The organism is Metapseudomonas otitidis (assembly GCF_011397855.1).
Taxonomy (GTDB): domain Bacteria; phylum Pseudomonadota; class Gammaproteobacteria; order Pseudomonadales; family Pseudomonadaceae; genus Metapseudomonas; species Metapseudomonas otitidis.
Genome location: NZ_AP022642.1, coordinates 4,093,036 through 4,119,153, shown reverse-complemented (window position 1 = coordinate 4,119,153; position 26,118 = coordinate 4,093,036). Strand labels below are relative to the sequence as shown.

General features: G+C 67.2%; 27 protein-coding genes. 17 read left to right on the top strand and 10 right to left on the bottom strand.

From position 1 onward, the window contains the following. Window positions 1–194: 194 nt before the first annotated feature. Both PotMrB4_RS18920 and PotMrB4_RS18915 read right to left on the bottom strand, forming a co-directional pair. Window positions 195–875: a type 1 glutamine amidotransferase domain-containing protein gene (locus tag PotMrB4_RS18920; RefSeq protein WP_044408544.1), complete on the bottom strand. Its 681-nt coding sequence runs from the start codon at window positions 873–875 to the stop codon at window positions 195–197. Between the two features lie 97 nt (window positions 876–972). Next, window positions 973–1,443, bottom strand: a complete 471-nt coding sequence (locus PotMrB4_RS18915; RefSeq protein WP_044408542.1) for a YehS family protein — start codon at window positions 1,441–1,443, stop codon at window positions 973–975. 82 nt (window positions 1,444–1,525) lie between these two features. Between PotMrB4_RS18915 and PotMrB4_RS18910 the strand changes: the two genes are divergently transcribed. Continuing rightward, a complete protein-coding gene (locus tag PotMrB4_RS18910; RefSeq protein ID WP_044408541.1) occupies window positions 1,526–1,843 on the top strand; it encodes a hypothetical protein in 318 nt (105 codons plus the stop codon). On the opposite strand, the gene PotMrB4_RS18905 is transcribed toward PotMrB4_RS18910, so the two are convergent. Continuing rightward, window positions 1,840–2,169 carry a low molecular weight protein tyrosine phosphatase family protein gene (locus tag PotMrB4_RS18905; RefSeq protein ID WP_074968410.1) on the bottom strand — a complete coding sequence of 110 codons (330 nt, stop codon included), beginning with the start codon at window positions 2,167–2,169 and terminating at the stop codon, window positions 1,840–1,842. The genes PotMrB4_RS18910 and PotMrB4_RS18905 overlap by 4 nt on opposite strands. Further along, complete coding sequence (locus tag PotMrB4_RS18900) at window positions 2,166–4,202, bottom strand: S9 family peptidase (RefSeq protein WP_172434198.1); 2,037 nt, start codon at window positions 4,200–4,202, stop codon at window positions 2,166–2,168. The genes PotMrB4_RS18905 and PotMrB4_RS18900 overlap by 4 nt, the downstream gene beginning before the upstream one ends. A 99-nt stretch (window positions 4,203–4,301) precedes the next feature. On the opposite strand from PotMrB4_RS18900, the gene PotMrB4_RS18895 reads away from it, so the two are divergent. Genes PotMrB4_RS18895 through PotMrB4_RS18880 form a run of 4 tightly spaced genes read left to right on the top strand, consistent with a single transcriptional unit; the run spans window position 4,302 to window position 6,594 of the window. Next, window positions 4,302–4,793 carry a hypothetical protein gene (locus tag PotMrB4_RS18895; RefSeq protein WP_044408532.1) on the top strand — a complete coding sequence of 164 codons (492 nt, stop codon included), beginning with the start codon at window positions 4,302–4,304 and terminating at the stop codon, window positions 4,791–4,793. Between the two features lie 39 nt (window positions 4,794–4,832). Then, on the top strand, window positions 4,833–5,279 hold the full coding sequence (locus tag PotMrB4_RS18890) for an HIT family protein (RefSeq protein WP_069561767.1): 447 nt from the start codon (window positions 4,833–4,835) through the stop codon (window positions 5,277–5,279). Between the two features lie 3 nt (window positions 5,280–5,282). Continuing rightward, on the top strand, window positions 5,283–6,056 hold the full coding sequence (locus PotMrB4_RS18885) for a class II glutamine amidotransferase (RefSeq protein WP_074968406.1): 774 nt from the start codon (window positions 5,283–5,285) through the stop codon (window positions 6,054–6,056). Window positions 6,057–6,069: 13 nt separating this feature from the next. Continuing rightward, window positions 6,070–6,594 (top strand): DUF2937 family protein, encoded by a 525-nt coding sequence (locus PotMrB4_RS18880; RefSeq protein ID WP_160479196.1) that lies wholly within the window; start codon window positions 6,070–6,072, stop codon window positions 6,592–6,594. Here the strand turns inward: PotMrB4_RS18880 and PotMrB4_RS18875 are convergent, their stop codons facing one another. Beyond that, the gene (locus PotMrB4_RS18875) at window positions 6,595–8,019 is read right to left on the bottom strand and encodes an aminotransferase-like domain-containing protein (protein ID WP_172434197.1); all 1,425 of its coding nucleotides are present in this window, start codon (window positions 8,017–8,019) and stop codon (window positions 6,595–6,597) included. A 98-nt stretch (window positions 8,020–8,117) separates the two neighbouring features. On the opposite strand from PotMrB4_RS18875, the gene PotMrB4_RS18870 reads away from it, so the two are divergent. Genes PotMrB4_RS18870 through PotMrB4_RS18850 form a run of 6 tightly spaced genes read left to right on the top strand, consistent with a single transcriptional unit; the run spans window position 8,118 to window position 13,621 of the window. After that, window positions 8,118–9,056: a DMT family transporter gene (locus PotMrB4_RS18870; protein WP_172435118.1), complete on the top strand. Its 939-nt coding sequence runs from the start codon at window positions 8,118–8,120 to the stop codon at window positions 9,054–9,056. Window positions 9,057–9,059: 3 nt separating this feature from the next. Then, window positions 9,060–9,512 carry a Mov34/MPN/PAD-1 family protein gene (locus PotMrB4_RS28515; protein WP_394354003.1) on the top strand — a complete coding sequence of 151 codons (453 nt, stop codon included), beginning with the start codon at window positions 9,060–9,062 and terminating at the stop codon, window positions 9,510–9,512. A 26-nt stretch (window positions 9,513–9,538) separates the two neighbouring features. Beyond that, window positions 9,539–10,954 (top strand): molybdopterin-synthase adenylyltransferase MoeB, encoded by a 1,416-nt coding sequence (moeB, locus tag PotMrB4_RS18865; RefSeq protein ID WP_373870804.1) that lies wholly within the window; start codon window positions 9,539–9,541, stop codon window positions 10,952–10,954. Window positions 10,955–10,963: 9 nt separating this feature from the next. Beyond that, window positions 10,964–11,878, top strand: coding sequence for a PLP-dependent cysteine synthase family protein (locus PotMrB4_RS18860; protein WP_074968399.1), 915 nt, complete (start codon window positions 10,964–10,966; stop codon window positions 11,876–11,878). Window positions 11,879–11,901: 23 nt separating this feature from the next. Then, window positions 11,902–12,888, top strand: coding sequence for a serine O-acetyltransferase (locus tag PotMrB4_RS18855; RefSeq protein WP_074968397.1), 987 nt, complete (start codon window positions 11,902–11,904; stop codon window positions 12,886–12,888). A gap of 4 nt (window positions 12,889–12,892) precedes the next feature. Continuing rightward, on the top strand, window positions 12,893–13,621 hold the full coding sequence (locus tag PotMrB4_RS18850) for an alanyl-tRNA editing protein (protein ID WP_069561774.1): 729 nt from the start codon (window positions 12,893–12,895) through the stop codon (window positions 13,619–13,621). 39 nt (window positions 13,622–13,660) lie between these two features. Here the strand turns inward: PotMrB4_RS18850 and PotMrB4_RS18845 are convergent, their stop codons facing one another. After that, window positions 13,661–14,332: a TIGR04211 family SH3 domain-containing protein gene (locus PotMrB4_RS18845; protein WP_172434196.1), complete on the bottom strand. Its 672-nt coding sequence runs from the start codon at window positions 14,330–14,332 to the stop codon at window positions 13,661–13,663. Between the two features lie 210 nt (window positions 14,333–14,542). Then, a complete protein-coding gene (locus tag PotMrB4_RS18840) occupies window positions 14,543–15,064 on the bottom strand; it encodes a GNAT family N-acetyltransferase (protein WP_044408498.1) in 522 nt (173 codons plus the stop codon). Window positions 15,065–15,372: 308 nt separating this feature from the next. Here PotMrB4_RS18840 and PotMrB4_RS18835 point away from each other — a divergent pair, with 308 nt between their 5' ends. Beyond that, entirely contained in the window at window positions 15,373–16,458 is a 1,086-nt protein-coding gene (locus PotMrB4_RS18835; RefSeq protein ID WP_044408495.1) for a polyamine ABC transporter substrate-binding protein, read from the top strand. A 166-nt stretch (window positions 16,459–16,624) separates the two neighbouring features. Here PotMrB4_RS18835 and PotMrB4_RS18830 read toward each other — a convergent pair whose 3' ends face one another. Both PotMrB4_RS18830 and PotMrB4_RS18825 read right to left on the bottom strand, forming a co-directional pair. Further along, window positions 16,625–17,368: a TorF family putative porin gene (locus PotMrB4_RS18830; RefSeq protein WP_172434195.1), complete on the bottom strand. Its 744-nt coding sequence runs from the start codon at window positions 17,366–17,368 to the stop codon at window positions 16,625–16,627. Between the two features lie 101 nt (window positions 17,369–17,469). Next, window positions 17,470–19,212 (bottom strand): amidohydrolase, encoded by a 1,743-nt coding sequence (locus tag PotMrB4_RS18825; protein ID WP_172434194.1) that lies wholly within the window; start codon window positions 19,210–19,212, stop codon window positions 17,470–17,472. A gap of 105 nt (window positions 19,213–19,317) precedes the next feature. Between PotMrB4_RS18825 and PotMrB4_RS18820 the strand changes: the two genes are divergently transcribed. Together PotMrB4_RS18820 and aceK are read left to right on the top strand one after the other, a co-directional pair. Then, window positions 19,318–20,232, top strand: a complete 915-nt coding sequence (locus PotMrB4_RS18820; protein WP_172434193.1) for a LysR family transcriptional regulator — start codon at window positions 19,318–19,320, stop codon at window positions 20,230–20,232. 113 nt (window positions 20,233–20,345) lie between these two features. Further along, entirely contained in the window at window positions 20,346–22,076 is a 1,731-nt protein-coding gene (gene aceK, locus PotMrB4_RS18815; RefSeq protein ID WP_044408484.1) for a bifunctional isocitrate dehydrogenase kinase/phosphatase, read from the top strand. Between the two features lie 427 nt (window positions 22,077–22,503). Here aceK and sohB read toward each other — a convergent pair whose 3' ends face one another. Continuing rightward, a complete protein-coding gene (gene sohB, locus PotMrB4_RS18810) occupies window positions 22,504–23,529 on the bottom strand; it encodes a protease SohB (RefSeq protein ID WP_074968377.1) in 1,026 nt (341 codons plus the stop codon). 210 nt (window positions 23,530–23,739) lie between these two features. Here sohB and PotMrB4_RS18805 point away from each other — a divergent pair, with 210 nt between their 5' ends. From PotMrB4_RS18805 to PotMrB4_RS18795, 3 genes are all read left to right on the top strand, one after another. Further along, on the top strand, window positions 23,740–24,450 hold the full coding sequence (locus tag PotMrB4_RS18805) for a histidine phosphatase family protein (protein ID WP_172434192.1): 711 nt from the start codon (window positions 23,740–23,742) through the stop codon (window positions 24,448–24,450). Window positions 24,451–24,506: 56 nt separating this feature from the next. Further along, entirely contained in the window at window positions 24,507–24,821 is a 315-nt protein-coding gene (locus PotMrB4_RS18800; protein WP_021221784.1) for an SCP2 sterol-binding domain-containing protein, read from the top strand. 209 nt (window positions 24,822–25,030) lie between these two features. Further along, a complete protein-coding gene (locus PotMrB4_RS18795; RefSeq protein ID WP_044408457.1) occupies window positions 25,031–26,101 on the top strand; it encodes a phosphotransferase family protein in 1,071 nt (356 codons plus the stop codon). Window positions 26,102–26,118 lie beyond the last annotated feature (17 nt).

The window sequence follows — 26,118 nt, the reverse complement described above, 5'->3', positions numbered from 1 at the left end:
GATGCGTTCAGAACTCTGAGGTAGTTCTGGCTTGTGTAGGTGATGTGGCTACGGGCCTACCGCTGTCAATCTCACCCAGGAGTCGCTGGGAGCCACCCGACCGTTCGACATGTCCTGTAGGAACGAGCTCTGCTCGCGAGGTGTTTGAGATCCGCCCGGACGAGGTGGCTGAAGCCAGCCCACCGGGCGTGACTTCACTCCCCGAGCAACTGCAACAACGCGGCGGCGGTGGGCTCCGAGGAGGCCGGGTTCTGCCCGGTGATCAGGTGGCCGTCGGCGACCACATGGGGTTGCCAGTCGGCCACCTTGGAGTAGTGGGCGCCGAGGTCGCGGAGCATGTCCTCCACCAGGAAGGGCACCACCTCGGTGAGGCCCACCGCCGCTTCCTCGGAGTTGGAGAAGCCAGTCACCGCGCAGCCCTGCACCAGGGGGTTGCCATCGGCGGCGCGGGCATTCTTCAGCACGGCAGGGGCGTGGCACACCGCCGCCACCGGCTTGCCGGCGTTGTGCAGGTCTTCGATCAGGCGGATGGAGAAGGGATCGTCCACCAGGTCCCACAGGGGGCCATGGCCGCCGGGGTAGAAGAGGGCGTCGTAGTCGGCCGAGACCAGTCCCGCCAGAGGCAGGGTGTTGGCCAGCGCCTGCTGTGCCTGCGGGTCGCTGCGGAAACGGTGGGTGGCTTCGGTCTGCGCGGCCGGGTCGTCGCTCTTCGGATCCAGCGGCGGCTGGCCGCCCCGGGGGGAGGCCAGCACCACCTCGGCGCCGGCATCACGGAAGGCGAAATAGGGCGCGGCGAACTCTTCCAGCCAGAAGCCGGTCGGCTGGCCGGTATCGCCCAGGCGGTCATGCGAGGTCAGCACCATGAGGATTTTCATCGGCTACTCCTTGAGGTCATCGAGGGGTGTGACTGGCGCCGTTACGGCAAGGTTCCGGTGGCCGGCCGATGAATTCTAGACGCGCCGATGAAGGTTCTCAGCCCTGTGTAGGCCGCCGTCGGGCGGTGAGGCCGCGGAGGAAGTTGCGCAGCACCTGGTCGCCGCAGGGGCGGTAGTTCTTGTGGTCCTTCTTGCGGAACAGCGCCCCCACCTCGGCACGGGTCATGGGCAGGTCGGCTTCGCGGAGGATGTCGAGGATGTCGTCCTCGCGCAGCTCCAGGGCCACGCGCAGCTTCTTCAGCACCTGGTTGTTGCTCATCGGCAGTTCGAGGGGGAAGGGCGGGCGGCTCTCGTCCTTGCCGCGCATGGCGTAGACCAGTCCATCGAGAAAGCCGGCCAGGCGCCGATCACTGCAGGCGTGGTAGCCCTCCTCATCTTCGCGGGCCAGCCAGGCTGCCACTTCCTGCAGGCTCACTTCCTGGTCGGCCAGGCCGATGATCTCCACCACCCGGGCGTCGCTGATGTCCAGCAGGTAGCGCAGGCTGCGCAGTATGTCGTTGTTGGTCATGGGGCATTCCGTCGGAGTGGTCGGGCAGCCATGAGCTGGCCGTTAGACTGGGGGCGTCGATGCCGAAAGGCAGGAGGTCCAGATGAAGCGCGCCATTGTGCTCGCATTTTCCGCGCTGGTCGCGATCAGTTGCGCCGCCCAGGCCCAGCAGCCGCCCTTGTTGCGCTCGCCCGGCACGCCGGCACCCGGTTCGCCCGGTACCGCCACGCCGCAGCCCTATTCCCAGCCCAGTCCGCCGAGCTTTCCGTCTGCCGCCCCGCCGGGCAGTCCGCCGTTGCTGGTGAACCCGCCGACCACGCGCCAGGCAGACCCGCGTGACGAACGCATTCCGCTGCTGCAGGAACAGCTCGACCGCAACAGCAAGGGGCTGGGCAACGGCGAGAAGAAGCCGGCGCCCTAGCGCAGCAGCGGCGGGACCCGGGCCTGGAGCAGCGCCACGAGGGCCGGGTCCATGTAGTCGTACTCGTCGGGGATATCCAGGCTGACCACGCGCTTGCCCTTGAGCGCGGCGGGGAAGCGTGCGGCCAGCTTGCGCCGATGGCTGCTCTCCATCACCAGGATCAGGTCCGCCCAGGCCAGGGCCTCGGGTGTTACCGGGGTCTCCGCTTCGGCCTTTAGGCCGGCCGAGTCGGTTTCCACGCCGGGCCAGCTGGCGAACAGCTGCTCGGCGGTGGGGCTGCGCAGCCGATTCTGGCCGCAGATGAACAGCAGGCGCTGGACCTTCACGCGGCAGCCAGCCCCAGCACCTTGAACAGGAAGGCGTATTCCAGGGCAACGTCGCGCAGCGCCTGGTAGCGCCCGCTCATGCCGCCGTGGCCGGCACCCAGGTCGGTCTTGAGCAGCAGCAGGTGGTCGTCGGTGCGGGTCGCCCGCAGCTTCGCCACCCATTTGGCGGCTTCCCAGTACTGCACCCGCGAGTCGTTGTAGCCGGCCACCACCAGCAGCGCCGGGTAGGCCTGGGGCTTCACGTTCTCGTAGGGCGCATAGCTGCGGATGCGCTCGAACACCTCGGGCTGGTTCGGGTCGCCCCACTCGTCGTACTCGGTGACGGTGAGCGGCAGGTCGGGGTTCTGCATGGTGTTGAGCACGTCGACGAAGGGCACTTCGGCGATGGCCGCTGCGAACAGCTCCGGACGTTGGTTGAGCACGGCGCCGATCAGCAGCCCGCCGGCGCTGCCACCGCTGATGACCAGCTGTTCGCGGGTTGTCAGGCCCTCCGCCAGCAGGTGCTCGGCGCAGGCGATGAAGTCGCCGAAGGTGTTGGCCTTGTGCTCCAGCTTGCCGGCGCGGTACCAGGCTTCGCCCAGCTCACCGCCGCCGCGTACGTGGGCGATGGCGAAGACGAAGCCACGGTCCAGCAAACTCAGGCGGGCATGGGAGAACCAGGGGTCGAGGCTCGCGCCGTAGGCGCCGTAGCCATAGAGGTAGAGCGGCGCCGGGCGGCCCAGGGTTTCGCGGCGGGCGACCAGGCTGATGGGGATGCGCGTGCCGTCCGCTGCCATGGCCCAGAGGCGCTGGCTGACGTAGGCATCGGCGTCGAACGGGCCTTCCACCGGCGTCTGCTTGAGCACCCGCTGCTCGCCGTCGGCCAGGCGCAGTTCGCGGACCTGGGCGGGGCGGTTGAGGGCTTCGTAGCGCAGGCGGATCACCGGGCTGTCGAACTCCAGGCTGTCCTGCACGTAGAGGCTGTAGGCCGCATCCGGCAGTTGCACGCGGTAGGCGGTGCCGCCGGCAGGGTGCACTTCGATCACCGGCAGGCCGCCTTCGCGCAGGCTGAGGGTGAGGGCGCTGCTGTTGAGGCTGAGGTCTTCCAGCATGCGCTCCGGGTCGTGGGGGATACGCTCCTGCCAGTGTTCGCGGCTCGGGTCCGCCTCCTCGGCCAGGTAGAGGGCGAAGTTGATGCCGGCCTGGTTGCTGCGGACCAGCCAGCACCAGCGTCCGTCGACCTGGCCGTGGTCGACGTAGTACTCGTGACCTTCCTCGCGGGGGGCGATGCAACGGAAGTCGGCATCGGGCGTCCCGGCGTCCAGCACCCAGGTTTCGCTGGTGGTCTTGCTGGACAGGTCCAGCAGCAACTGGCGCTCGGAGCTGGCGCGGTGGCAGCCGAGGAAGAAGCGTCCGTCCGGTTCCTCGAAGACCTGTTCAGCATGGGTCTCGCCCAGGCGGTAACGGTGCAGGCGGAAGGGGCGGTGGGTCTCGTCCAGCTCGCCGAAGAACAGCGTGCGGCTGTCGTTGGCCCAGGTCATGCTGCCGTCGCAGTCCTCGAAGGGGAGGGCATGCAGGGTGCCGTCCATGAGGTCGCGGACGAACAACTGGTAGACCTCGTCGCCGCTGGTGTCGAGGCTGTAGGCCAGCAGGCGGTGGTCGGGGCTGACGCTGAAGGCGCCGACCGAGAGGAAGCCGCCGTCCGCCAGCGCGTTCGGGTCCAGCAGCAACTGCTCGGTGGCCGGGTCGATGTCCAGCGAGCCGCCCTGCGGGCGCGCGCAGCGATAGTGGCGTGGGTATTCATCGCCGGCGGTGGTGCGCTGGTAATAAAGGTAGGGACCCCAGGGCGTGGCGAGGGACAGGTCGGTCTCGCGGATGCGGCCGCGGATTTCCTGGAACAGGCGCTCGCGCAGGTCGGCCTGGTCGGCCAGTTGCTCGTCCAGCCAGGCGTTCTCGGCCTTCAGGTAATCCAGCACCTCGGGGGCGTCGCGTTCTTCCAGCCAGCGGTACGGATCGGCGCCATCCTGGGCTCGGGCGATGGGGGCGTGTGACATGAGGTCCTCTCGGGTGCGGCGGGCGACGGCGGGGGGACGCCGGAGCGGGGAAAAGTCGCTATCATAAGCGCCCCTTTGCCCGCCATGCCACGGAAGCCAATGAACGAACACGACTACCTACTTGCCTGGGGTGCCTACGCCGTGGCGGCCCTTGGCTGCCTGCTGGTGTGCTTCCGTGCGACCGGCTGGATGTGGCGCTGGCTGCGCGAGCCGGTGCGCCTGGTGGTGGCGGTGCTGCTGCTGACCCCGACGCCGGTGGACCCGGGTCGCGACCTGTACGCTCCCGCCGTGGCGGTGACGGCGCTGGACATGGTGTTCAAGGTGGGCAACAACGCCTGGAAGGCGGTCTCCGACCTGGCCATGTACGGCATGATCGGCTTCGTGCTGTACCTGGTCTTCGTGGCCATCCGCTGGCCCATCGAGCGGGCGATCAAGGCTCGCCGTGCGGCCCGCGAGCGGCCGGCCGAGGAGCCCGTGGACGACGAGGAGCCCACCCTGCGCCAGTTGATGGAGCGCGAGGGGGATGCCCGCTTTGACACCCGCACCGATGCCCGTGGCGACCGCCGCCTGCGGATCGAACCGCGCCTCTAGCCACGCAGCAGGACCCTTTCATTCGCCAGGGAGTGCCCGATGGATTGCGTGTTCTGCGCCATCGCCGGTGGCCATGCGCCGGCTCATGTGCTGCACGAGGAAGCGGATTTCCTGGTGCTGCTGGACATCTTCCCCCTGCGCCCGGCCCACGTCCTGGTGGTCGCCCGGCAGCATGCGCCGTATCTCCATGACCTGCCCGAGAGCGCCCGCGCGCGCCTGCTGCCCCTGGCCGATGAGCTGATGGCGGCGATGCGCCGGGCTGGCCTTGGCGAACAGGGCATCAACATGCTGGTGAACGACGGGCCGGATGCGAACCAGCACGTGCCCCACCTGCACCTCCACCTGATTCCAAGACGCCGGGGTGACCTGGCGGGCCTGTTGTGGCGGGCGCTGACCCGTTTCCTGCCCCTGGGGCGCACTGCGCTCCAGGCGCGCCTGGAACGGGAAGCCGACCTGTTGCGGCGGGCCATGAAACGAGAGCCTTGATCCATGTGCGAACTGCTCGGCATGAGTGCCAACGTCCCCACCGACATCGTGTTCAGCTTCACCGGCCTGATGCAGCGTGGCGGCGGCACGGGGCCCCACCGTGACGGTTGGGGCATCGGCTTCTACGAGGGACGGGGGCTGCGCCTGTTCCAGGACCCGTCGGCCAGCGTCGATTCCGAGGTGGCGCGCCTGGTGCAGCGCTACCCGATCAAGAGCGAGACCGTCATCGGCCATATCCGCCAGGCCAACGTCGGCAAGGTCTGCCTGGCCAACACCCACCCCTTCGTGCGGGAGCTCTGGGGGCGCAACTGGTGCTTCGCCCACAACGGCCAACTGGCCGACTTCCAGCCCGTTCCCAGCTTCTACCGCCCGGTGGGCGACACCGACAGCGAGGCGGCCTTCTGCGACCTGCTCAACCGGGTGCGCCAGGGCTTCCCGGAGCCGGTGCCGGTGGAGGTGCTGCTGCCGGTGCTGGTGCAGGCCTGTTCCGAGTACCGCACCCGGGGTGTGTTCAATGCCCTGGTCAGCGACGGTGACTGGCTGTTCTGCTTCTGCTCCACCAAGCTGGCCCACATCACCCGCCGTGCGCCCTTCGGCCCGGCGCGGTTGAAGGACGCCGACCTGACGGTGGACTTCCAGGCCGAGACCACCCCGGACGACGTGGTGACGGTGATCGCCACCGAGCCGCTCACCGACAACGAAACCTGGACGCGCTACCAGCCGGGGGCCTGGGCCCTGTGGCGACGCGGCGAATGCCTGGCCTCGGGCCAGACCTGAGAGGAGAGGGGCGATGCTGAGGAGCTACCTGAGGCTGGTGCTGTTCACCCTGGGGCTGCTGGTCGGCGTGCAGGTTCCCGGCTTCGTCGATGACTACGCCAAGCGCGTGGAGGCCCACCGACTGGAAGCCGAGCGTGCCCTGGCCGGATTCCGCGAGACGGCCAAGCGCTTCTTCGACGGCAACCTGGACGCCCTGGTGGCGCATTACCGCCAGAGCGACGACCCGGTGATGCGCAGCGACGCCGACAGCGTCGCCACCCTGGTCAACCGCGATGCCTTGCTGCAGCGGGAATGGCAGGCCATGCAGGGGGCCTGGTACGCACGCACCTGGCACGTGCTGAGCGCGGCCGACCGCGAGCTGCTGCTGGAGACCGCCAATGCCTACAGCTACCAGGTGCTGCTGGTGCCCGAGGCCATTGGCTGGGGCCTGGCCTGCGCCTTCCTCCTGGCCTGGCTGCTGGAGAGCCTGGCGCTGGGCCTGGGGCGCCTGGCCGGTGTCGGCCGCGCCCGCAAGGTTCAGCAGCGCCACTGGCGCTGATCAGGCTTCGAAACGTTCCGCCCCGTGGCGCAGGGTGCTGGCGAGGGCGAGGAAACCGTCGTACAGCAACTGGTCACTGGTGGAGGCATTGCTGACGCTGGCGCGTACGTACTGGGGCACCGCCGCCCGGCCGACGGCAAAGGTCTCGGCGGCGGTGATCAGGTAGTTGCGCAGCTTCAGGTCGGCCTCCACGTCGGAGGCGCGCCAGGCCTCCGGCACCTCGATCCAGAAGTGCGGACTCTGCGGGTGGGTGCGGTACTGCAGCCCGTCCAGCAAGCCTTCCACGAGCGCCTTGCGCCGGCCGATCTCGGCGATCTGCTGGTGCAGCAACTTGCTCGCCGTGCCGTTTTCGATCCATTGGGTGGACAGCTCCAGCGCCAGGGGCGTGGCCATCCAGCAGGTGGCACGCAACGCGGCGGCGATGCGGCTGACCAGCGTGGTCGGTGCATGCAGGTAGCCCACCCGCAGCCCGGCCGCCACCGCCTTGCTCAGGCTGCTGATGAGGATGCAGCGCTCCGGCGCGTAGTGGGTCATCGGCGGCGGGCGGTCCTCCACCAGCACGGCGTGGGCCTCGTCCTCGATGATCAGCAGGTTGTGCTCGCGGCACAGCCGCGCGACGGTCTCCCGCCGCTGCGGTGAGAGCACCGCCGTGGTGGGGTTCTGGATGGTCGGCGTGCAGTACAGCGCCGACACCCGGTTGCTGCGGCACAGCTCGTCGAGGGATTCCGGGACCAGCCCTTCCTCGTCCATGTCCACGCCCAGCAGCTTGATGCCGAGCATGCGCGCCACGGTGATCAGTCCGGGGTAGGTGAGCTGCTCGGTGACGATGGTGTCCCCGGCCCGCACCAGTGCCATCAGGGTGCAGAGCAGCCCGTGCTGGCCACCGTTCACGCACAGCACCTGGTCCGCCTGGGGCTGGAAGTCGCCGTGGCCGAGCCAGTGCGCGCCTGCCTGGCGGTAGCGCGGCAAGCCGGCGTCCGGCGTATAGAGCGCCAGTTCCCTCAGGGTCTGCGGGTCCCGCGCCAGGTCCATCAGGCTCTGGGCGAGGAAGGCGGTTTCAGGGCCGGGGATGTGCATGTTCCGGCTCATGTCGTACAGCTCCGGCGCCTCCTCGATGAAGTTGCGGAAGCCCTCGTCGCGCTTGCGCTCCAGGCCGCGACGCCGCACGAAGGTGCCGTCGCCGACCCGCGCCACCACCAGCCCCATTCGCTCCAGCTCGGCATAGGCGCGGCTCACCGTGCCGATGGTGACCCCCAGCCGGTCCGCCAGGTTGCGGTGGGGCGGCAGCTTGGAGCCGCCTTCGATCGTCCCTTCCAGGATCCTGATCTCCATCGCTCCGGCGAGGCGCTTGTACTTGGCGCCCTGCCCGGAATTCAGTGCGTCTTTCAGGATTGACACCGTGTCAATAATTGGTTTGACAGCCATTTTTCGTCCTAATAGCCTGATTGAGCCGTGTCAATCAGTGATTGATACCTGGATTTTAGGGGTCAATTTAGCAGCTACGAAGGATTGTCATCATGCCAATGTCCGCGGTAATTGAAAACACCAGCAAATCCAGGAAGCAATGGCTGGGGGCATTGGTCACCAGCCTGCTGTTCCTGACCGTGTGCCTCAGCTGGGGCACCACCTGGCTGGGCATCAAGATCGCCGTGGAAACCGTGCCACCGCTCACCGCCTCCGGCCTGCGCTTCCTCATCGCCTTCCCGCTGTTCCTCTGCTTCGCCCTGGTCCGTGGCGACTCGATCTTCTTCCCCCGGGGCAGCTTCGGCTTCTTCGTGTTCGTCACCCTGTGCTACTTCAGCGTGCCGTACTACCTGCTCAACTACGGGGAGACCCACGTCTCCTCCGGGCTCACCGCGCTGCTGTTCAGCTGTATGCCGGTGTTCATCCTGATCTTCTCCTCGCTGTTCCTGCAGGAGCGCATCTACCTCTCCCAGGTGGTGGGCATCGCCATCGGTTTCGGCAGCCTGTTCATGATCCTGCGCGGGCAGGGGCTGAGCCTGGAACACTCCGAGGCCGTCGGCGTGCTGGCCATCCTCGCGGCGGCCGTGATGCATGCGTTGTGCTACGTGGTGACCAAGAAGAAGGGTGCGGAGATCAGCGTCATCACCTACAACACCCTGCCCATCGGCCTTGCCGGCTTGATGCTGTTCCTCGTGGGGCTGGGCGTGGAGCAGCCGGATTTCGGCGCCATCAGCGGCCGTTCCTGGGGGGCGCTGGCCTACCTGGGGCTGTGCGCGTCGGTGGGGGGCTTCATCGTGTACTTCTTCCTGCTCAAGCGCCTCAACCCGGTGATCCTGTCCTTTGTCTTCATCATCTTCCCGGTGTTCGCGGTGATCATCGGGGCCTGGTACGAAGGCCACACCATCTCCCGTGACCTGGCGTTCTATTCCTCGCTGCTGTTGATCGGCTTCGCCATCACCAAGGTGCCCATGGAAAAGTTCCTGGCGAAGAAGGACTGACCCATGGCTGGCCAGGACGTCTTCAGCGCCGAGGTCCTCGGCGCCATCTACCGCCATGCCGCCGAGACCTACCCCGAAGAGTGCTGTGGCTTCGTGTTCGCCGATGCCCGGGTGCACCGTGGCGAGAACATCCAGAACCAGCTCAACGAGCGCAGCCCCGAGGTGTACCGGCGCAGTGCCGCCAACGGCTACACCTTCGCCGTCGCCGACACGCTGCTGCTCAACCGCAGCCTGCGCGGGGACAACCCGGTGCGCGTCATCTACCACTCCCACCCGGACGTGGGGGCCTATTTCAGCCGTGAGGACGAGGACAAGGCGCTGTTCATGGGACAGCCCATCCACCCCGTGACCTACCTCGTGGTGGACGTCCGCGCCGGCGAGGCGATGGGCGCCAAGTTATTCGAATGGAACGGCGAAGGATTCGTCTGCAGCCGGGAATTCCCCGGCAACCCATAACGACCTGCAAGAAAAGGAGTTTGGCTATGAATGTGGTGATCTTCCCCGACGTACTGGCGCGGGTCGCCAAGTTGCCCGCCGCGCGGGTGGAAGGCGAAGGCCGGACTGTGCGCGAACTGGTGGAGGGCATCTGCGAGCAGCATGCCGCCCTGCGCGAGCACCTGTTCTACGGCAACGCCCAGATCAAGGAGCACTTCCTGCTCACCGCCAACGGCGAGCTGGTGGACGTGGACAGCGAACTGGCCCCGGGCGTCGAGCTGGACATCATGCTCGCCACCTCCGGCGGGCTGGATGTCGACGAGCTGAGCAACGACGAAGTGCGGCGCTACGTGCGCCACATCACCCTGCCGGACGTCGGGCGCCAGGGCCAGCTGCGACTGAAGAAATCCCGCGTGCTGGTGGTCGGCACCGGTGGCCTGGGCTCTCCGGTGAGCCTCTACCTCGCGGCAGCCGGCGTCGGCACCCTGGGGCTGGTTGATTTCGACCGGGTGGAAAGCAGCAACCTGCAGCGCCAGGTAGTGCATGGCACTTCCACCCTCGGGTTGCCGAAGGTGGAATCCGCCCGGCGCCGCCTGGAGGACCTCAACCCCGGCATCCAGATCCACGCCCACGATTGCGCCATCACCCCCGACAACGCCATGCGCCTCGTCGGGGACTACGACCTGGTGGTGGATGGCACCGACAACTTCGGCACCCGCTACCTGCTCAACGATGCCTGCGTGCTGCTGCGCCGGCCGCTGGTGTACGGCGCCCTGCATCGCTTCGACGGGCAGATGAGCGTGTTCAACCACCAGGACGGCCCCTGCTACCGCTGCCTGTTTCCCAAGAGCCCGCCTGCCGAACTCGCCCCCAACTGCAATGCCGGCGGCGTCATCGGCGTACTGCCGGGCGTGGTCGGGCTGATCCAGGCCACCGAGGCCATCAAGCTCATCCTCGGCATCGGCGAACCCCTGGTGGGCCGCCTGATGCGCTTCGACGCGCTGTCGATGAAGTTCTCCGAAATCCGCTTCAAGCGCCGCGCGGACTGCCCCACCTGCTCGCCAAGCCGCACCGACCGCGAGCTGCAGGTGGAGGAGCCGGTGGTCTGTGCCTCCAGCCAGATGAGCGAGTCGACCCTGCCCGCCGACTTCTTCGTCAGCCCGCGCGAACTGCAGCTGAGCCTGGCCCGGGGCGAGAAGCTGCAACTGCTCGATGTGCGCGAGCCGAACGAACTGGAGGTGTGTCGCCTGCCCGGCAGCCTCAACCTGCCCCTGGGCGAGCTGGAAGCCCACCTCGCTGAACTCGATCGCGAACGCCCGCTGTGCATCGTCTGCTACGGCGGCACGCGTGCCGAGCGCGCCGCCCAGCTGCTGCTCAGTGCCGGCTTCACCGGCTTGCGGGTGCTGCAAGGCGGCATCAAGGCCTGGGCCCGGGATGTCGACCACGACATGCCGCTGTACTGAGGGACCGAGATGATCCACGAATCGCTGCTTCAGGCTATCGGCGAGACACCCATCGTCCGCCTCGCTGCCTTCAGTGCCGAAACCGGTCTGGAGGTCTACGCCAAGCTGGAGTCCCTCAACCCGGGTGGCAGCCACAAGGCCCGCATCGCCCTGGCCATGGTCCGTGACGCCGAGGCACGCGGCATCCTGGTGCCCGGCAGCGGGCAGACCATCATCGAACCCAGCGGCGGCAACACCGGCATCGGCCTGGCCATGGCCGGCAACCTGCTCGGCTACCGCGTGGTGCTGGTCATCCCCGACAACTACAGCCCCGAGAAGCAGAAGCTGCTGCGGTTGTACGGCGCCGAGGTGGTGCTCTCCGACAGTCGCCGTGGCAACAACTCCCACGGCGAGAAGGCCATGGAGCTGCAGCTGGAGAACCCCGGCTACGTGATGCTCAACCAGCAGCGCAACCCGGCCAACCCGGAGATTCACCGGCGCACCACTGCGCAGGAAATCCTCCGGGACTTCGACGACCGGCCGCTGGATTGCCTGGTGGCCGGCATCGGCACCGGTGGGCACATCACCGGCCTGGGGGAGACCCTCAAGGCACGCTGGCCGCACCTGCGGGTGTTCGGCGTCGAACCGGAGCAGTGCGACCTGCTCAATGACCGCCACGCTCCGCATGAGATCCAGGGCCTGTCCATCGGGCTGGTGCCGCGCATCCTCAACCTCGGCGTGCTGGACGGCATGCTCAAGGTCTCCAAGGCCGCCTGCCTGGAGCGGGTGCGCCACACCATGCGCACCGACGCCATCAGCCTGGGGTTGTCCTCGGCGGCCAACCTCGTGGCCATCGCCGAGCTGGCCCATGAGCTGCCCACCGGCACCCGGGTCCTGACCCTGGTGTACGACGGCGTCGACAGCTACCTGCCACATTTCGAATGACCAGCCAGGGGAGGGCTAACAGCATGTGGGGATATCTCGATCGGTTGAAACTCTATGACGGCTTGCTGGACCACCTGGTCCGCATCCTGTCTTCCGATGAGCTGGGTGTGCTCATGCCGCACCTCGACGGCATCATGGAAGTGGCCGTGCAGCAGGTGGCCGAGGACCTCCAGGCCTATGCCGCGCGCGACCCCGCGTCCTGCGGGCGCACCGGGCTGATCCTCGAGACCTATGCGTCGTTCAAGGCCATCCTCTTCCATCGCCTGGCCCACCAGGTGTGGCTGCATGGCGGGCTGGCCGAGCGCGAGATCATCGCCCACAAGCTCGCCAGTGTCGGCAAGCTGCAATCCGGCGCGGAGATCCACCCGGCCGCGCGCATCGGGCGGCGCTTCGTGCTGGATCATGGTTTCGGCACCGTCATCGGCGAAACCTGCGAGATCGGCGACGACTGCTACCTGCTCGCGGGCGTCACCCTCGGCGCCAGCGGCATCGCCGACAACCCCGGTGGCAAGCGCCACCCTCGGCTCGGCAATGGGGTGGAGGTCGGCGCCGGCGCGCGCATCCTCGGCGCGGTGAGCATCGGCGACAACGTGTTCATCAGCCCCGCCTGCGTCATCACCCGGGACGTGCCCGCCAACACCCGGGTGAGCATCGTCAACCAGTTGCAGATGCAGCGGGCCAGCATGTCGTCCAGCTGCGGCTTCCTCGGTGCGTTCGTCCTCGGCGAGCGCCTGCACCTGGTGGGCGAGCTGCCCGAGTCGGGCGAGGTGATGGTGCTGGACGCCGACCACCGCCGCCTCGGCTGCCTGTCCCTGGAATGCACCCTCAGCGAGCAACACCACCGCCAGTACCGCCTGCGCAACCTCGGCGCCGTGGTGCCGGCCCCGCGCTACCCCCTGAACCTGCGCATCGTCGGCCCGGTCCAGGACATCACCCTGCTGGACCCGCCGGGCCTCTGTGCCCTGGTCAGGTCCGTGCTGCAACCCCACCTCATCAGCATAGGAGGCTGACCTCATGTCGGTATTCACCCTGCATACCCATGCCCTGTTCGACGAGGCGCCTTACCAGCGCACCTTCACCGCCCGCGTCCTCGCCGTCAGCGAGCAGGGCGTGGCCCTCGACCAGACCCTGTTCTACCCCACCGGCGGCGGCCAGCCGGGTGACCAGGGGCACTTCCTGCTGCCCGATGGCTCGGTGGCGACGGTGATCGGCACCCAGCGCGACCCGCTGCTCAAGTCGATCATTTGGCACCAGCTGGAGGAGGGCGCACCGGTGGTCACCACCGGCATGGAGTTGCAGGGCTGCCTCGACTGGGAGCGTCGCTACCAGCACATGCGCATGCACACTTGCCTGCACCTGCTCTGCTCGATCATCGATGCACCGGTCACCGGCTGCAGCATCGGTGCGGAGAAGGGGCGCCTGGACTTCGACCTGCCCGAGTCCACCCTCGACAAGGAGGTGATCACCCAGAGCCTCAACGAGCTGGTCAATGGCGCCCTGGACGTGCGCGTCCACATGCTGCCGTCCAGCGAGTACCAGACCGTGCTGGAGATGACCCGCACCCAGGCCGTGGCGCCGCCGGTCATGCAGGGCATGGTGCGGGTGGTGGACATTCCCGGTGTCGACATCCAGCCCTGCGGCGGCACCCATGTGAAGAACACCGCCGAAGTCGGCCAGGTGGTCTGCGACAAGATCGAGAAGAAGAGCCGGCATAACCGGCGTGTCACCCTGCGCTTCGCGTGAAGCGCGAGCGGCCCGGATGGACTCGGGCCAACACCCGCCTCAGATCCACTGGTCGTTGCGCTTGCGCCTGACCCGCAGCAGCGTCGGCAGCACCAGCCCGGCCAGGAGGCCGGCGCCGGCAATGCTGCCGCCGTACACCATGTAGCGCATCAGCACCTGCTTGTTCTCATCCCCCAGCTGCGCCTGGGCCTCGCGCAGGTCCGAACGGGCTTGGCTCAGCTCGCTGTCCAGCGAGGCGCGGGCCGCCTGGAGCTCGTCAATCAGCGCCTTGCGCGAATCCAGCGTCTCCTGCATGCCTTGCACCCGTTGCTTCCAGGTGTCGTCGATGCCGGCCAGCTGTGTGCTCAGCTCGGCCACCTTCTGCTCCAGCTGTGGCAGCCGCTCGGCCTGGCCGGGCACTTCCTGCAGGTCGCGGCTGGGAATCCACACGGCGCTGCCGTTCTCCCCCCGTACCTGGCTGTAGTCGCCCTGGGACGAGAGCAGCTCCACCTTCTGCCCCGAGGTCAGCGTACCGACGATGCGGTAACCATCGGTGGGGCCGCTGCGGACGTAGGTGGTCAGGCTGTCGCTGATCCAGCGGACGTTGCCGGCTTTCTCCTCCTCGGCCAGGGCGGCACTGCCGGCCAGCAGCAGGCCGGTGGCCAGGCTGGCACCGAGCAGGCGCGGGGAGAGCAGGGAGCGGAAGGCGAACGGGGGACGGGGTCGGGACATGGCGCAATCTTCATAGGGTGATGGACGGGCCCGTCGGGCGGGCATGACGGAAGCCGGCTCCCTGTCGCGGGAGAGCCGCGTCCGGATGGCCCATGGCCATGCCGTCCACCCGGCGAGCCGACAGCGAACTGACAGCTCGCGACCCACCGGAGTTCACTCAGGGCCGGAAAGCGAGACGGGTGGCCCCGTCGTTCCAGCCCGATCTATGACTCAATGAGTGGCCTGCACCACCCGGTAGTTCAGCAGCAGCGGCTCGTCCGCCAGCTCGATCTGTTGAACCGCGCGGGGCAGGTCCTGCAGCACGGCCTGCCAGAAGGCGAGGGCGGTGGCATCGTCCTGGTAGAAGCGCACCAGCCAATCGCGCTCCCCGCTGGTCAGCACCTGGGTGACCAGTGCGCGCCCCAGGCCCTGGCGCCGGTACTTCTTGAGGATGAACAGGTCCGCCAGCTCCAGCGCGTCCATCCCCGGCAGCTCGCTGGCCTCCACCAGCAGGAACCCGGCGATGAAGCCGTCCACCAGCAGCAGGTTGGCGCTCCAGTCGGGCTCCTGCCAGTAGCGCACCAGGTGCTCCTCGTGGAGGTAGAAGCGGCCGTCGGCCTCCACGTCCTCCTGCTCCCAGTCCGAGGACTCATAGGCATAGAACTGGTAGAGGTTGCGGATCAGGTCGGCCTGGTCCGGGCCGGTCTGGACCAGCTCGACGACAGGGGCGGAGAAGGGAGGCAGGTCGCGCATCGGGCACTCGTGGCAGTGAAGGCGGGGTGCGTATTTTCGTCGCGGTCGAGCCGGCGGTAAACGCCCGAATCGCCGCAGGGCGCGGCGTCGGCCCGGCCGGGGTATCGCGGCCCGCGCGCCAGGCTGCCGGCAAGTACTTGTAGGCCGCCCGCGCCAGTCGCATTCTTGCCAGCGGGCCCGCAGGGAAGGATGGGCCCCGCGCAGACATTGTCTCGTCCCCATCCTGCGGATGAAGCTGGCGACACGCCGGTATCGTTCTACGCTTGCGGTGCCTCGTTCACCCTTTCTACAGCCAGGAAATAACCACAATGAGACGTTCCTTCGCGCCCATGCTCCTGACCCTCGCCGTATCCGGTGTGGCCCAGGCAGCGGATACGGTGAAGATCTACAACTGGACCGACTACATCGCCCCCGACACTGTCGCCAACTTCACCAAGGAGACCGGCATCAAGGCCGTCTACGACGTGTACGACAGCAACGAGACGCTCGACGGCAAGTTGATGACCGGCAAATCCGGCTACGACATCGTGGTGCCCTCCAACCACTTCATGGCCAAGCAGATCCAGGCCGGCGCCCTGAAGAAGCTGGACAAGTCCCAGCTGCCCAACTGGAAGAACCTCAACCCGGTGCTGATGAAGGCACTGGAAGTGAACGACCCGGGCAACGAGCACGGCTTCCCCTACATGTGGGGCAGCACCGGCATCGGCTACAACCCCGCCAAGGTCAAGGCCGTGCTGGGCGACAATGCCCCGCTGGACTCCTGGGACCTGATCTTCAAGCCCGAGTACATGGAGAAGCTCGCCAAGTGCGGCGTTGCCATCCTCGACAACGGCCCCGAGCTGCTGCCCATCACCCTCAACTACCTCGGCCTGCCGCACCACAGCCAGAAGGCCGATGACTACAAGACCGCCCAGGCCGCGCTGCTCAAAGTGCGCCCCTACGTGCGCTACTTCCACTCCTCCAAGTACGTGGGCGACCTGGCCAACGGCGAGATCTGCGTGGCCGTCGGCTTCTCCGGCGACATCCTCCAGGCCGCCACCCGCGCCAAGGAGGCCGGCAACGGCGTCGAGGTTAAGTACTCGATTCCCAAGGAAGGCTCGCCCATGTGGTTCGACATGGTGGCCATGCCCGCCGACGCCCCGAACGAGAAGGCCGGCTACGCCTTCATGAACTACCTGCTGCGCCCCGAAGTGATCGCCGGCGTGAGCAACTACGTGAAGTACGCCAACGGCAACAGCGCCTCCGATGCCCAGGTGAACCCGGACATCAAGGCCGACCCGACCATCTACCCGCCGGAAGAGGTCATGGCCAAGCTGTTCGCCCTCGAAGCCATGCCCATGAAGCTCGACCGCATCCGCACCCGCGTGTGGAGCACGGTGAAGACCGGCAAGTAAGCCGCACCCGAACCTGAAACGCCCCGGCTTGCCGGGGCGTTTTCGTTACGGGCGACAATGGGCGCCGCTCAGTGCTTGGGGGCGTCGCACCTTGCGTCCATCGGCGGCGTTGCGGGTGGCCACCGATGGTGGGCCGATGAAGCGTGGCCCACCTTGCACCCGGCCCTCAGAACGACTTGCTGACGCTTGCCACCACCGTTGCGCTACAGGTGTCGGTGAAGCCGTAGTTGCTGGCGCACTGGCTTTCCGAAAGGTCGGTGTCGACGTAGGCGAGGCCCCAGGTGACGCCGAGGAAGTCGCGGGTCAGCTTGGCTTCCCACTCGCGGTACGACTCGCTGCCGGTGCCGCTGCGGGACCACAGCAGCGGGTCCTTGAAGTCCATGCGCCCGTAGCGCAGCTCCAGGCCGACATCGAGAGGCAGCCGGGTTTCGTAGCCGACCCAGGTGTAGAGGGTGTCCTGGTCCTCGCCGATGGCGTTCGGGGCATCGGCCGAATAGTAGGCGGCGGCCTTGAAACCGTAGGCATCGAGCACGGCGTACACCTCGCTCTGGTTGAACTGACTTTCCTTCGGGTAGGCGTACTTGATCACGCCCAGGTCCAGGCTCACCGCGTCCGTGGCCTGCCAGTACCAGCCGGCGTAGTAGTCCACCTCCTGGCGGGTCTTGAGGCCGAAGCCGTAGTCGACGTTGGAGGTCCAGGCACCGGCGTAGAGGCCGCTGGAGTGCAGCAGCGTGGCGCCGGCCTGGGCGGCCGGGTCGCCCTGGGTCTGCGAGATGCCTCGGGTGCGGTAGTCGCTGGTCAGCTTGAGGTCGATCTCGACGGCCAGGTCCTCGTTGATCGGCAAGGCGGCCTGGCTGCACAGCGGGGCCAGCGCGAGGCCGGCGAGGAGGAGGGTGGTGGAACGCTTCATGGTGGATTCCCGATCTTGTGGTTGTTATGGGCAGATGAAGGGCAAGGCTTCGCCCGACCCCCGTGCAGCGGGAGCCAGGCATCAGCGGTGGAGCGGTGTTGTTATCGGGCGGCGGTGTAGACCTCGCGGCCGCCGAACCAGGTCTTCAGCACCCGGGTTTCGGCCAGGGCCTTGGCGTCCACGGTGAACACATCGCGGTCGAGGAGGATGAAGTCGGCCTGCTTGCCGACGGTCAGCGAGCCGATGCGCTGCTCCTGGCCGATGGCACGGGCGGCGTTGAGGGTGTAGGCGTAGAACATGGTGTCGCGGTCCAGGCGCTCATCGGCATTGAGCACGCCTTTCTCGCCCTCGCGGGTCACCGCCTGGGCCATGGCGGCCCAGGGGTTGGGCGAGGACACCGGCCAGTCGCTGGCGCCGGCGAGGGTCGCCCCCTGCTTCAGCAGCGAGTGCGCCGGGTACTGGTAGCGGAAGGCGAAGGCGCTGACGTAGGGCTTGACCATGTCCAGCGTGTAGTCGTCCCCCGCAGCCCAGAGCAGCTGCATGGAGGCGATCACGTCGAGCGGCTTGAAGCGGGCGAACTCCCTGGGGTTCACCAGTTGCAGGTGGGTGATCGAGTGGGTGATGCCGCTCTGCCGGTCTCGGCGGGCCTGCTCGATGCCGTTGAGCGCCTCGCGCACCGCACGGTCGCCGATGGCGTGGATGTGTACGAGCCAGCCGCGTGCATCCGCCGCACTGACCAGTTCGCCGAAGTGCGCCGGGTCGATCAGCAGTTCGCCCTGCTTGTGGCTGTTGCTGTACGGGTCGATCAGCGCCGCGCTCTGCGCCGGGTACTCCAGCACGCCGTCGGCGAAGATCTTGATCCCCGGCAGGCTCAGGTTGTCGATGCCATGGAACTGCTGGCGCACCTTGTCCAGGGTGTCCAGGTCGGCGGGGCGGCTCTTCGGGTGGGCCACCAGCAGCGCGGCGACGTGGGCGGTCAGCTCGCCCTTGTCCGCCAGGGCCTTGTACACCGGCAGTACGCCGACGGACTTCTCCGTGGGCTTCAGGGCGAACAGCGGCTCACCCGGGGCACCGTTGGCGGCCGGGTCCATCCAGGCGGTCACGCCCAGGCTGTTGAAGGTGTTCACGGCGTTCTCGCCCGCCCGCAGCAGGGTCGCGGCCTCCAGCGGTGGCAGTACGGCGGCCACGCGGTCCCAGCCGGCATCCACCAGGAAGCCGTTGGGCGCGCCGTCCTTGCCCAGGCCGATGGTGCCGCGCTCGGCCTCGGGCAGGCTGGTCAGCAGCTTGGCGTCGATGCCGGCGCGCTGGCGCATGGCGGCGTTGGCCCAGGCGGTGTGGTGGTCGCTGCCGACGAAGACGATGGGCACCCCGGCCCACTCGCCCCGGTCGAAGCGCTGGCCCAACGCTTCGGCCTGGGCCCAGTAGGCCGAGGTCATCCCGCCCACGTAGAGCGCATCGCCCCGGCGCGCGGTGCCGTCGTCACGCCAGGCCCGCAGGCGTTTCTCCAGCTCGTCCAGGCTCACCTGCTCATCGCCCATGTTGGCGGTGGACATCTCCAGGCCGCCGAAGATGGCATGGGCATGGGTGTCGATCAGCCCCGGCATCAGCGCCTTGCCGTCCAGGTCGATGCGCTGGGTGCCGGCGTCCGCCAGGGCGTTGATTTCCGCATCGCTGCCCACCGCCAGCACCTTGCCGTTCTCCACGGCGATGGCCTGCACCATCGGCCGGGCCTTGTCGGCGGTGAAGACCTTGCCGTTGAGCAGCACCATGTCGGCGCCGGCCATGGCTTCCCACGAGGCAAAAGCCAGTGCCGTGGCCAGGAGTCGAGGAACGAAAGTTTTCACGGGAGCCCCTTGTTTTTGTAGGTGTGGCGGCGAGACTAGCGGCTCGTTCCGCCGTGGATAACGGCGAGGTCACGCAAAACGCTTTTGCCCCGTTGGAAAAGTCCCATGGATAAGCTCGGTGCCATCACGATGTTCGTCGCCACCGCCGACCACGGCAGTTTCAGCCGGGCGGCCGAGCACCTGGGCAAGACCCCCTCGGCCCTGACCAAGGCCGTCAGCCACCTGGAAGCGGAGCTGGGCGCGCGCCTGTTCGAGCGCAGCACCCGGCGCATCGTGCTCACCGAGGCCGGGCGGCTCTACCTGGAAACGGCGCGGCAGCTGCTGCAGCGCCTGCACGATGTCGGCGAAGAGATCGGCCAGCTGCAACACGGGCTCAAGGGCAGCCTGCGGATGACCGCGCCGCTGGCCTTCAGCCGCGCCTTCCTCGACGAGGTGTGTGCCGGCTTCCTCGCCAGCTACCCGCAGATCACCCTGCGGGTGGACCTGACCGACACCTTCGTCGACCTGGTAGAGGCCGGTTACGACCTGGCCCTGCGCGAAGGCCCCTGCGACCTGCCGGGGCTCATCGCCCGCCCGGTCGGGCGCAACCGCATCGCCCTCTGCGCCAGCCCCGCCTACGTGGCGCGGCGCGGCCCCTTCAGCCTGGACGCCATCGACGCCCACGACTGGCTCAGCTACCGCCACCCGGCCCTGAGCCGGCAGTTCTGGTGGGTCGAGCGTGATGGCCAGCGCACCCGCCTGCTGCACCCGAGCGTGTCGCGGCTGGAGAGCGACAACTACGACCTGCTGCTGGCCAACGCCCTGGCAGGCATGGGGGTGATCCACGCGCCGCTGTGGAGCGCCGCTCCCTACCTGGCCGACGGGCGCCTGGTGAACCTGCTGCCGGATCACGAGATCGACCCGGATGCCTTCGGCGACCGCATCCTCGCCGTCTACCCCAGCCACCGCCGGGCCACCGGCAAGGTGCTGGCCTTCATCGACTACCTGGCGGCCTACCTGCGCGACCGCGGGCTGGCCTGAGCCCCCTTCGCCTAGCTGCAACGCGACCCGTGAGTCAGTCCGGGGCGGCGCTTTTTTTCGGCCCGGCCTGTGGCTAAGCTCGCTGTTCCGACACCACAGCCGAGTGTGAGTCCATGACGCAGCAATGGCCGGCCGCCGACATCGCGCGCCTGATCCTCGAAGGGTTCGACGACTACCGGGAGCATTTCCGCCAGATCACCGACGGCGCGCGCAGCCGCTTCGAGCAGGCCCAGTGGCAGGAGATCCAGGGCGCCGCCGCGGCACGCATCGCCCTCTACGAAGACAAGGTCAGCGAAGTCAGCGAACGCCTGCGCGGCACCTTCGACGACGAGGTGCTGCTGGACGTGCAGCTCTGGCCGCTGGTCAAGAGCGCCTACATCAAGCAGATCGACCTGCGCCTGGACGACGAACTGGCCGAGACCTGGTTCAACTCCATCTTCTGCAGCCTCTTCAGCCACGACCTGATCAGCGACGGCTGCATGTTCATCCACACCACGCGGCCCTCCCTGCGCAGCCAGGAACGTGCCCCGCAGACCCGCAGCTACCACCCGCGCGGTGATCTGCGCGAAGTGCTGCGCGAGGTCTTCGCCGACTACTGCTTCGACGTCCCCTTCGAGGACATGGAGCGCGACCTCGACCGCCTGGTGGAGCAGTTGCGCGAGAGCCTGCCCGACTGGGTCATCAAGGACCCGGAGCTGTGCATCGAGCTGTTCTCCTCCACCCTCTACCGCAACAAGGGCGCCTACCTGGTGGGCCGCATCTACAACCGTGACGAGCAGTGGCCGCTGGTGGTGGCGCTGCTGCACCGCGAGGGGAGGGGCATCCAGGCCGACGCGCTGATCACCGACGAGGCGGAGGTGTCGATCATCTTCTCCTTCACCCGCTCCTACTTCATGGTGGACGTGGCCGTGCCGGCGGAGTTCGTCGGCTTCCTCAAGCGCATCCTGCCGGGCAAGCACATCGCCGAGCTGTACACCTCCATCGGCTTCTACAAGCACGGCAAGTCGGAGTTCTACCGGGCGCTGATCAACCACCTGGCCAACACCGACGACCGCTTCGTGATGGCGCCGGGTGTGCGCGGCATGGTCATGAGCGTGTTCACGCTGCCGGGCTTCAACACGGTGTTCAAGATCATCAAGGACCGTTTCGCCCACGCCAAGACGGTGGACCGCAACACCGTGATCGAGAAGTACCGGCTGGTGAAGAACGTCGACCGCGTCGGGCGCATGGCCGACACCCAGGAGTTCGCCGACTTCCGCTTCCCCCGCGCCAAGTTCGACCCGGACTGCCTTGCCGAACTGCTGGAGGTGGCACCCTCCACCGTGGCGCTGGAAGGCGACACCGTGCTCATCCGCCACTGCTGGACCGAGCGCCGCATGACCCCGCTGAACATCTACCTGGAGAACGCCAGCGAACCCCAGGTGCTGGAAGCGCTGGACGACTACGGGCTGGCCATCAAGCAGCTGGCTGCGGCCAACATCTTCCCCGGCGACATGCTGCTGAAGAACTTCGGCGTCACCCGCCACGGTCGGGTGGTGTTCTACGACTACGACGAGATCGGCTACCTGACGGAGATGAACTTCCGCGTCATCCCGCCGCCGCGCTACCCCGAGGACGAGATGGCCGCCGAGCCCTGGTACTCGGTGGCGCCGAACGACGTCTTCCCCGAGGAGTTCCCGCGCTTCCTGTTCGCCGACATCGGCCAGCGGCGGCTGTTCAACAAGCTGCATGGTGAGCTGTATGACGCGGCGTACTGGAAGTCCCTACAGGAGGCCATCCGGGCGGGCAAGGTGATCGACGTGTTCCCGTACCGGCGCAAGGGGCGGGATGACACGATTCAGTGATCTCCTGGGCGGCGGCAGTCGCTTAGCCAAGTTGATTGCCGCGTTTTGCTGACAGCCTTTGTTTCGCCTTGCCTGGCGAGTTTCTTTTTTCAGTCGCCAAAAAAGAAACCAAAAAGGCTCGCCCCTGCATGCGGGTTTGGCTGCGCCAAACTTCCCTCGCTTCATCATCGCGTCGGGGAGCGTCGCGACAGGCCATCCATGGCCTGGCGCTCCTTTCGCGGCATCCATGCCGCTCAATCCCCTTTGCAATGACTCCGCTCGGCCTCCTGAAGGGGCCATTTTCCTCGCCCCACCCAATGTGAGCACCCAGCGCAATGCTATGCGCAGCCACCACGGTGAAGGAGGTGTGGCACTTAGATGATGCAGGCGCTCATAAAAAACGCCGCGATCAACGCGGCGTTCTTCATTCAGGCGGGGAGGGCAGGGCTCACTGCCAGAAGCGCTGCTGCTGCAGGCGGCCCCACCAGTTCATCAGCAGGCGATCCACGCTGGCGCTGGCAGCGATGCCGAAACGCTCCGGCAGGCTCTTCTTCTCCACGTAGCTGAGCAGGAACAGCTCCGACTCGCGGGCGCGCTCGGCCAGGTACTCGTCGCTGGTGCGCAGGTCGTCCACCAGCGCCTTCTCGCGGGCGGCGGTGCCCAGCCAGACCTCGCCGGTCGCCACGTCCTCGATGGCCAGCTGCGGGCGGTACTGCGCCACGTAGTCCTTGAAGCGGTCGTGGATGCTCTCCAGGTCTTCCTGGAACTTCTCCCGACCCTTCTCGGTGTTCTCGCCGAACACGGTGAGGGTGCGCTTGTACTCGCCGGCGGTGAGCACTTCGTAGTCCACGTCGTGCTTCTTCAGCAGGCGGTGCACGTTGGGCAGCTGGGCCACCACGCCGATGGAGCCGATCAGCGCGAAGGGCGCCGCCAGGATGCGATCCCCCACGCAGGCCATCATGTAGCCGCCGCTGGCCGCCACCTTGTCCACGCACACCGTCAGCGGCACGCCGGCCTGGCGGATGCGCGCCAGCTGCGAGGCGGCCAGGCCGTAGCTGTGCACCATGCCGCCGCCGCTTTCCAGGCGCAGCACCACCTCGTCCTTGGGCGTGGCCAGGGTCAGCAGGGCGGTGATCTCGTGGCGCAGCTGGTCGGCGGCGGAAGCCTTGATGTCGCCGTCGAAGTCCAGCACGAACACCCGGGGCTTGGCCTGGGGATTCTTGCGCGCGGCCTTCTCCGCCTTGGCTTCGGCCTTGCGTTGGGCCTTGAGCGCGTCCTTGTCCAGCAGGCTCTGCTCCAGGCGCTCGCGCAGGCCTTTATAGAAGTCGTTGAGCTTGGTCACTTCCAGGTGGCCACCGCCACCACGACGGCCCCGGCCACGCAGTGCGGCAAGCATCACCAGAACGATCAGGATGGCCACCACCACGGTGACCGTCTTGGCGAGAAAGCCCGCGTAATCGGCTAGGAACTCCACATAACCCCCTTCAGGAATCGACACGCGCCCCGTCTGCGGGCGCGAAAACCGGCCAAGCATACCCGCCCCGCGCAGGGCTCCACCAGCAACTGAAAAACGGCGTCATAAACAGCGGGAATGCATTCAAACAAGCGTATGTTTTTTCGTTGACAGCCCCTGTGCTTCCCCATAACCTCGCGAAACTTTCAACGTCCCGGGACGGCAGCGTACGTGGGCAGCATCTACCTGATCCGACATGGCCAGGCCTCTTTTGGCGCCGATAACTACGACGTGCTTTCCTGCGTCGGAGTTCGCCAGGCCGAAGTCCTCGGCGAGCACTTCGCCCGCCTCGGCGTGCGCCTGGATCGATGCGTCGCCGGCAGCCTCCAGCGCCAGCGCCACACCGCCGAATCCGCCCTGGAGCGCCTGCGGGCCGCCGGCCTGGCCGCACCCGAAGTGGACGTCGACCCCGCCTTCAATGAATTCGATGCCGATGCGGTGATCCGCGCCCTGCTGCCCAGCGTGCTGGAGCAGGAGCCCGAGGCGCTGCACATCATGCGCAACGCCGCGCAGAACCGTGCCGAGTTCCAGCGGCTATTCTCCAGCCTGGTATTGCGCTGGGTGGCCGGCGACTACGACGCCCCGCAGCTGCAGAGCTGGGTCGATTTCGTCGACCAGGTGCGCGGCGGTCTGGAGCGGGTGCTGGAGCGGGCGGACAGCAAGCAGAACATCGCCGTGTTCACCTCCGGCGGCACCATCACCGCGTTGCTCCACCTGGTGGCCGGCGTGCCGGCCGACCGGGCGTTCGAGCTCAACTGGCAGATCGTCAATACTTCCCTCTCGCGCCTGAAGTTCCGGGGGCGGGATGTGGCGCTGGCTTCCTTCAACAGTCATGTGCATCTGGAGCTGTTGAGGGCGCCGGAACTCATCACCTACCGATGAGCCCGGCCCACCGGCCGCAAGGCCGTTATAAAACCTGAAAAACAAAGGATCGAACCATGACCACCGTTGCTGACATCGTCAAAAACATGCAGTCCAAGTTCAACGCCGGTGCTGCCGCTGGCCTGGACCTGGTATTCCAGTTCAACATCGAAGACGGCGACAACCACTACCTGGTCGTCAAGGACGGCACCTGCGACGTACAGCAGGGCGATGCCCCGAACCCCAACGTCACCCTGATCATGAGCACCGAGACCCTGGTCGGCATCATGACCGGTGAAACCGACGGCATGCAGGCCTTCATGGGCGGCAAGCTGCGCGCCGAAGGCGACATGATGCTCGCCATGAAGCTCGGCGAGCTGTTCCCGGTCTGATCGGCGAGGCCGAACCGGAAACACCCGAAACCGGAGTCCCTGGGCTCCGGTTTTTTTTCGCCCGGAAGGCTCTGCACCGGGCCAATCAGGCAGCCTGATCGAGTGGCAACACGCCTGCCTATAACGGTTGTTCGTGCTTGAGGCGCCCCCTCGGCGGCATTAGGCTTGCGAATAATCATGGGTCCTAATCATAAGTAGAAGGGATAAGCATGACGCTTACAGATCAGTCCACCCGCATCCGCGACGGCGAAGAGCTCGATGCCGCGGCCATCGACCCGTATCTCAAGGCGCACATCCCCGGGCTCAGCGGCACCCCGCGCATCAGCCAGTTCCCCGGCGGCGCCTCGAACCTGACCTACCTGCTGGAATACCCCGAACAGGAGTTCGTCCTGCGTCGCCCGCCGTTCGGGCACAAGGCCAAGTCCGCCCATGACATGGGCCGCGAATTCCGCATCCTCAACCAGCTCAACGCCGGCTTCCCGTACTGCCCGAAGGCCTACGTGCACTGCACCGACGATTCGGTGATCGGCGCCGAGTTCTACGTCATGGAGCGGGTCAAGGGCGTGATCCTGCGGGCTGATGCGCCGGCCGAGCTGGGCCTGGACGAAACCCGTGCCCGCGCCCTGTGCAAGACCTTCATCGACCGCTTCGTCGAACTGCACAACGTCGACTACAACGCCTGCGGCCTGGGCGACCTCGGCAAGCCCGACGGTTACGTGCGCCGCCAGATCGAAGGCTGGAGCGACCGTTACGAGAAGGCCATGACGCCCGACGCCCCGACCTGGGAAGCGGTTCGCGCCTGGCTCAAGGACAAGATGCCCGCCGACCACGGCAAGCCCGGTATCGTCCACAACGACTACCGCTTCGACAACGTCATCCTCGACCCCAGCGACCCGCTGAAGATCATCGGCGTGCTGGACTGGGAGCTGACCACCATCGGCGACCCGCTGATGGACCTGGGCAACACCCTGGCCTACTGGATCGAAGCCAAGGACCCGGCCCCGGTGCAACTCATGCGCCGCCAGCCCAGCCACCTGCCGGGCATGCTCACCCGCCGCGAGTTCGCCGACTACTACGCCGAGCGCGCCGGCCTGCCGCCCATCGACAACCTGGACTTCTACTACACCTACGGCCTGTTCCGCCTGGCCGGCATCGTCCAGCAGATCTACTACCGCTTCTTCCACGGCCAGACCCAGGACAAGCGCTTCGCCCAGTTCATCCACATGAACAAGCTGCTGGAGCAGATGAGCCTCCAGGTGATCGGCCAATCCCGGCTGTAACCGGACCACTACAAGGG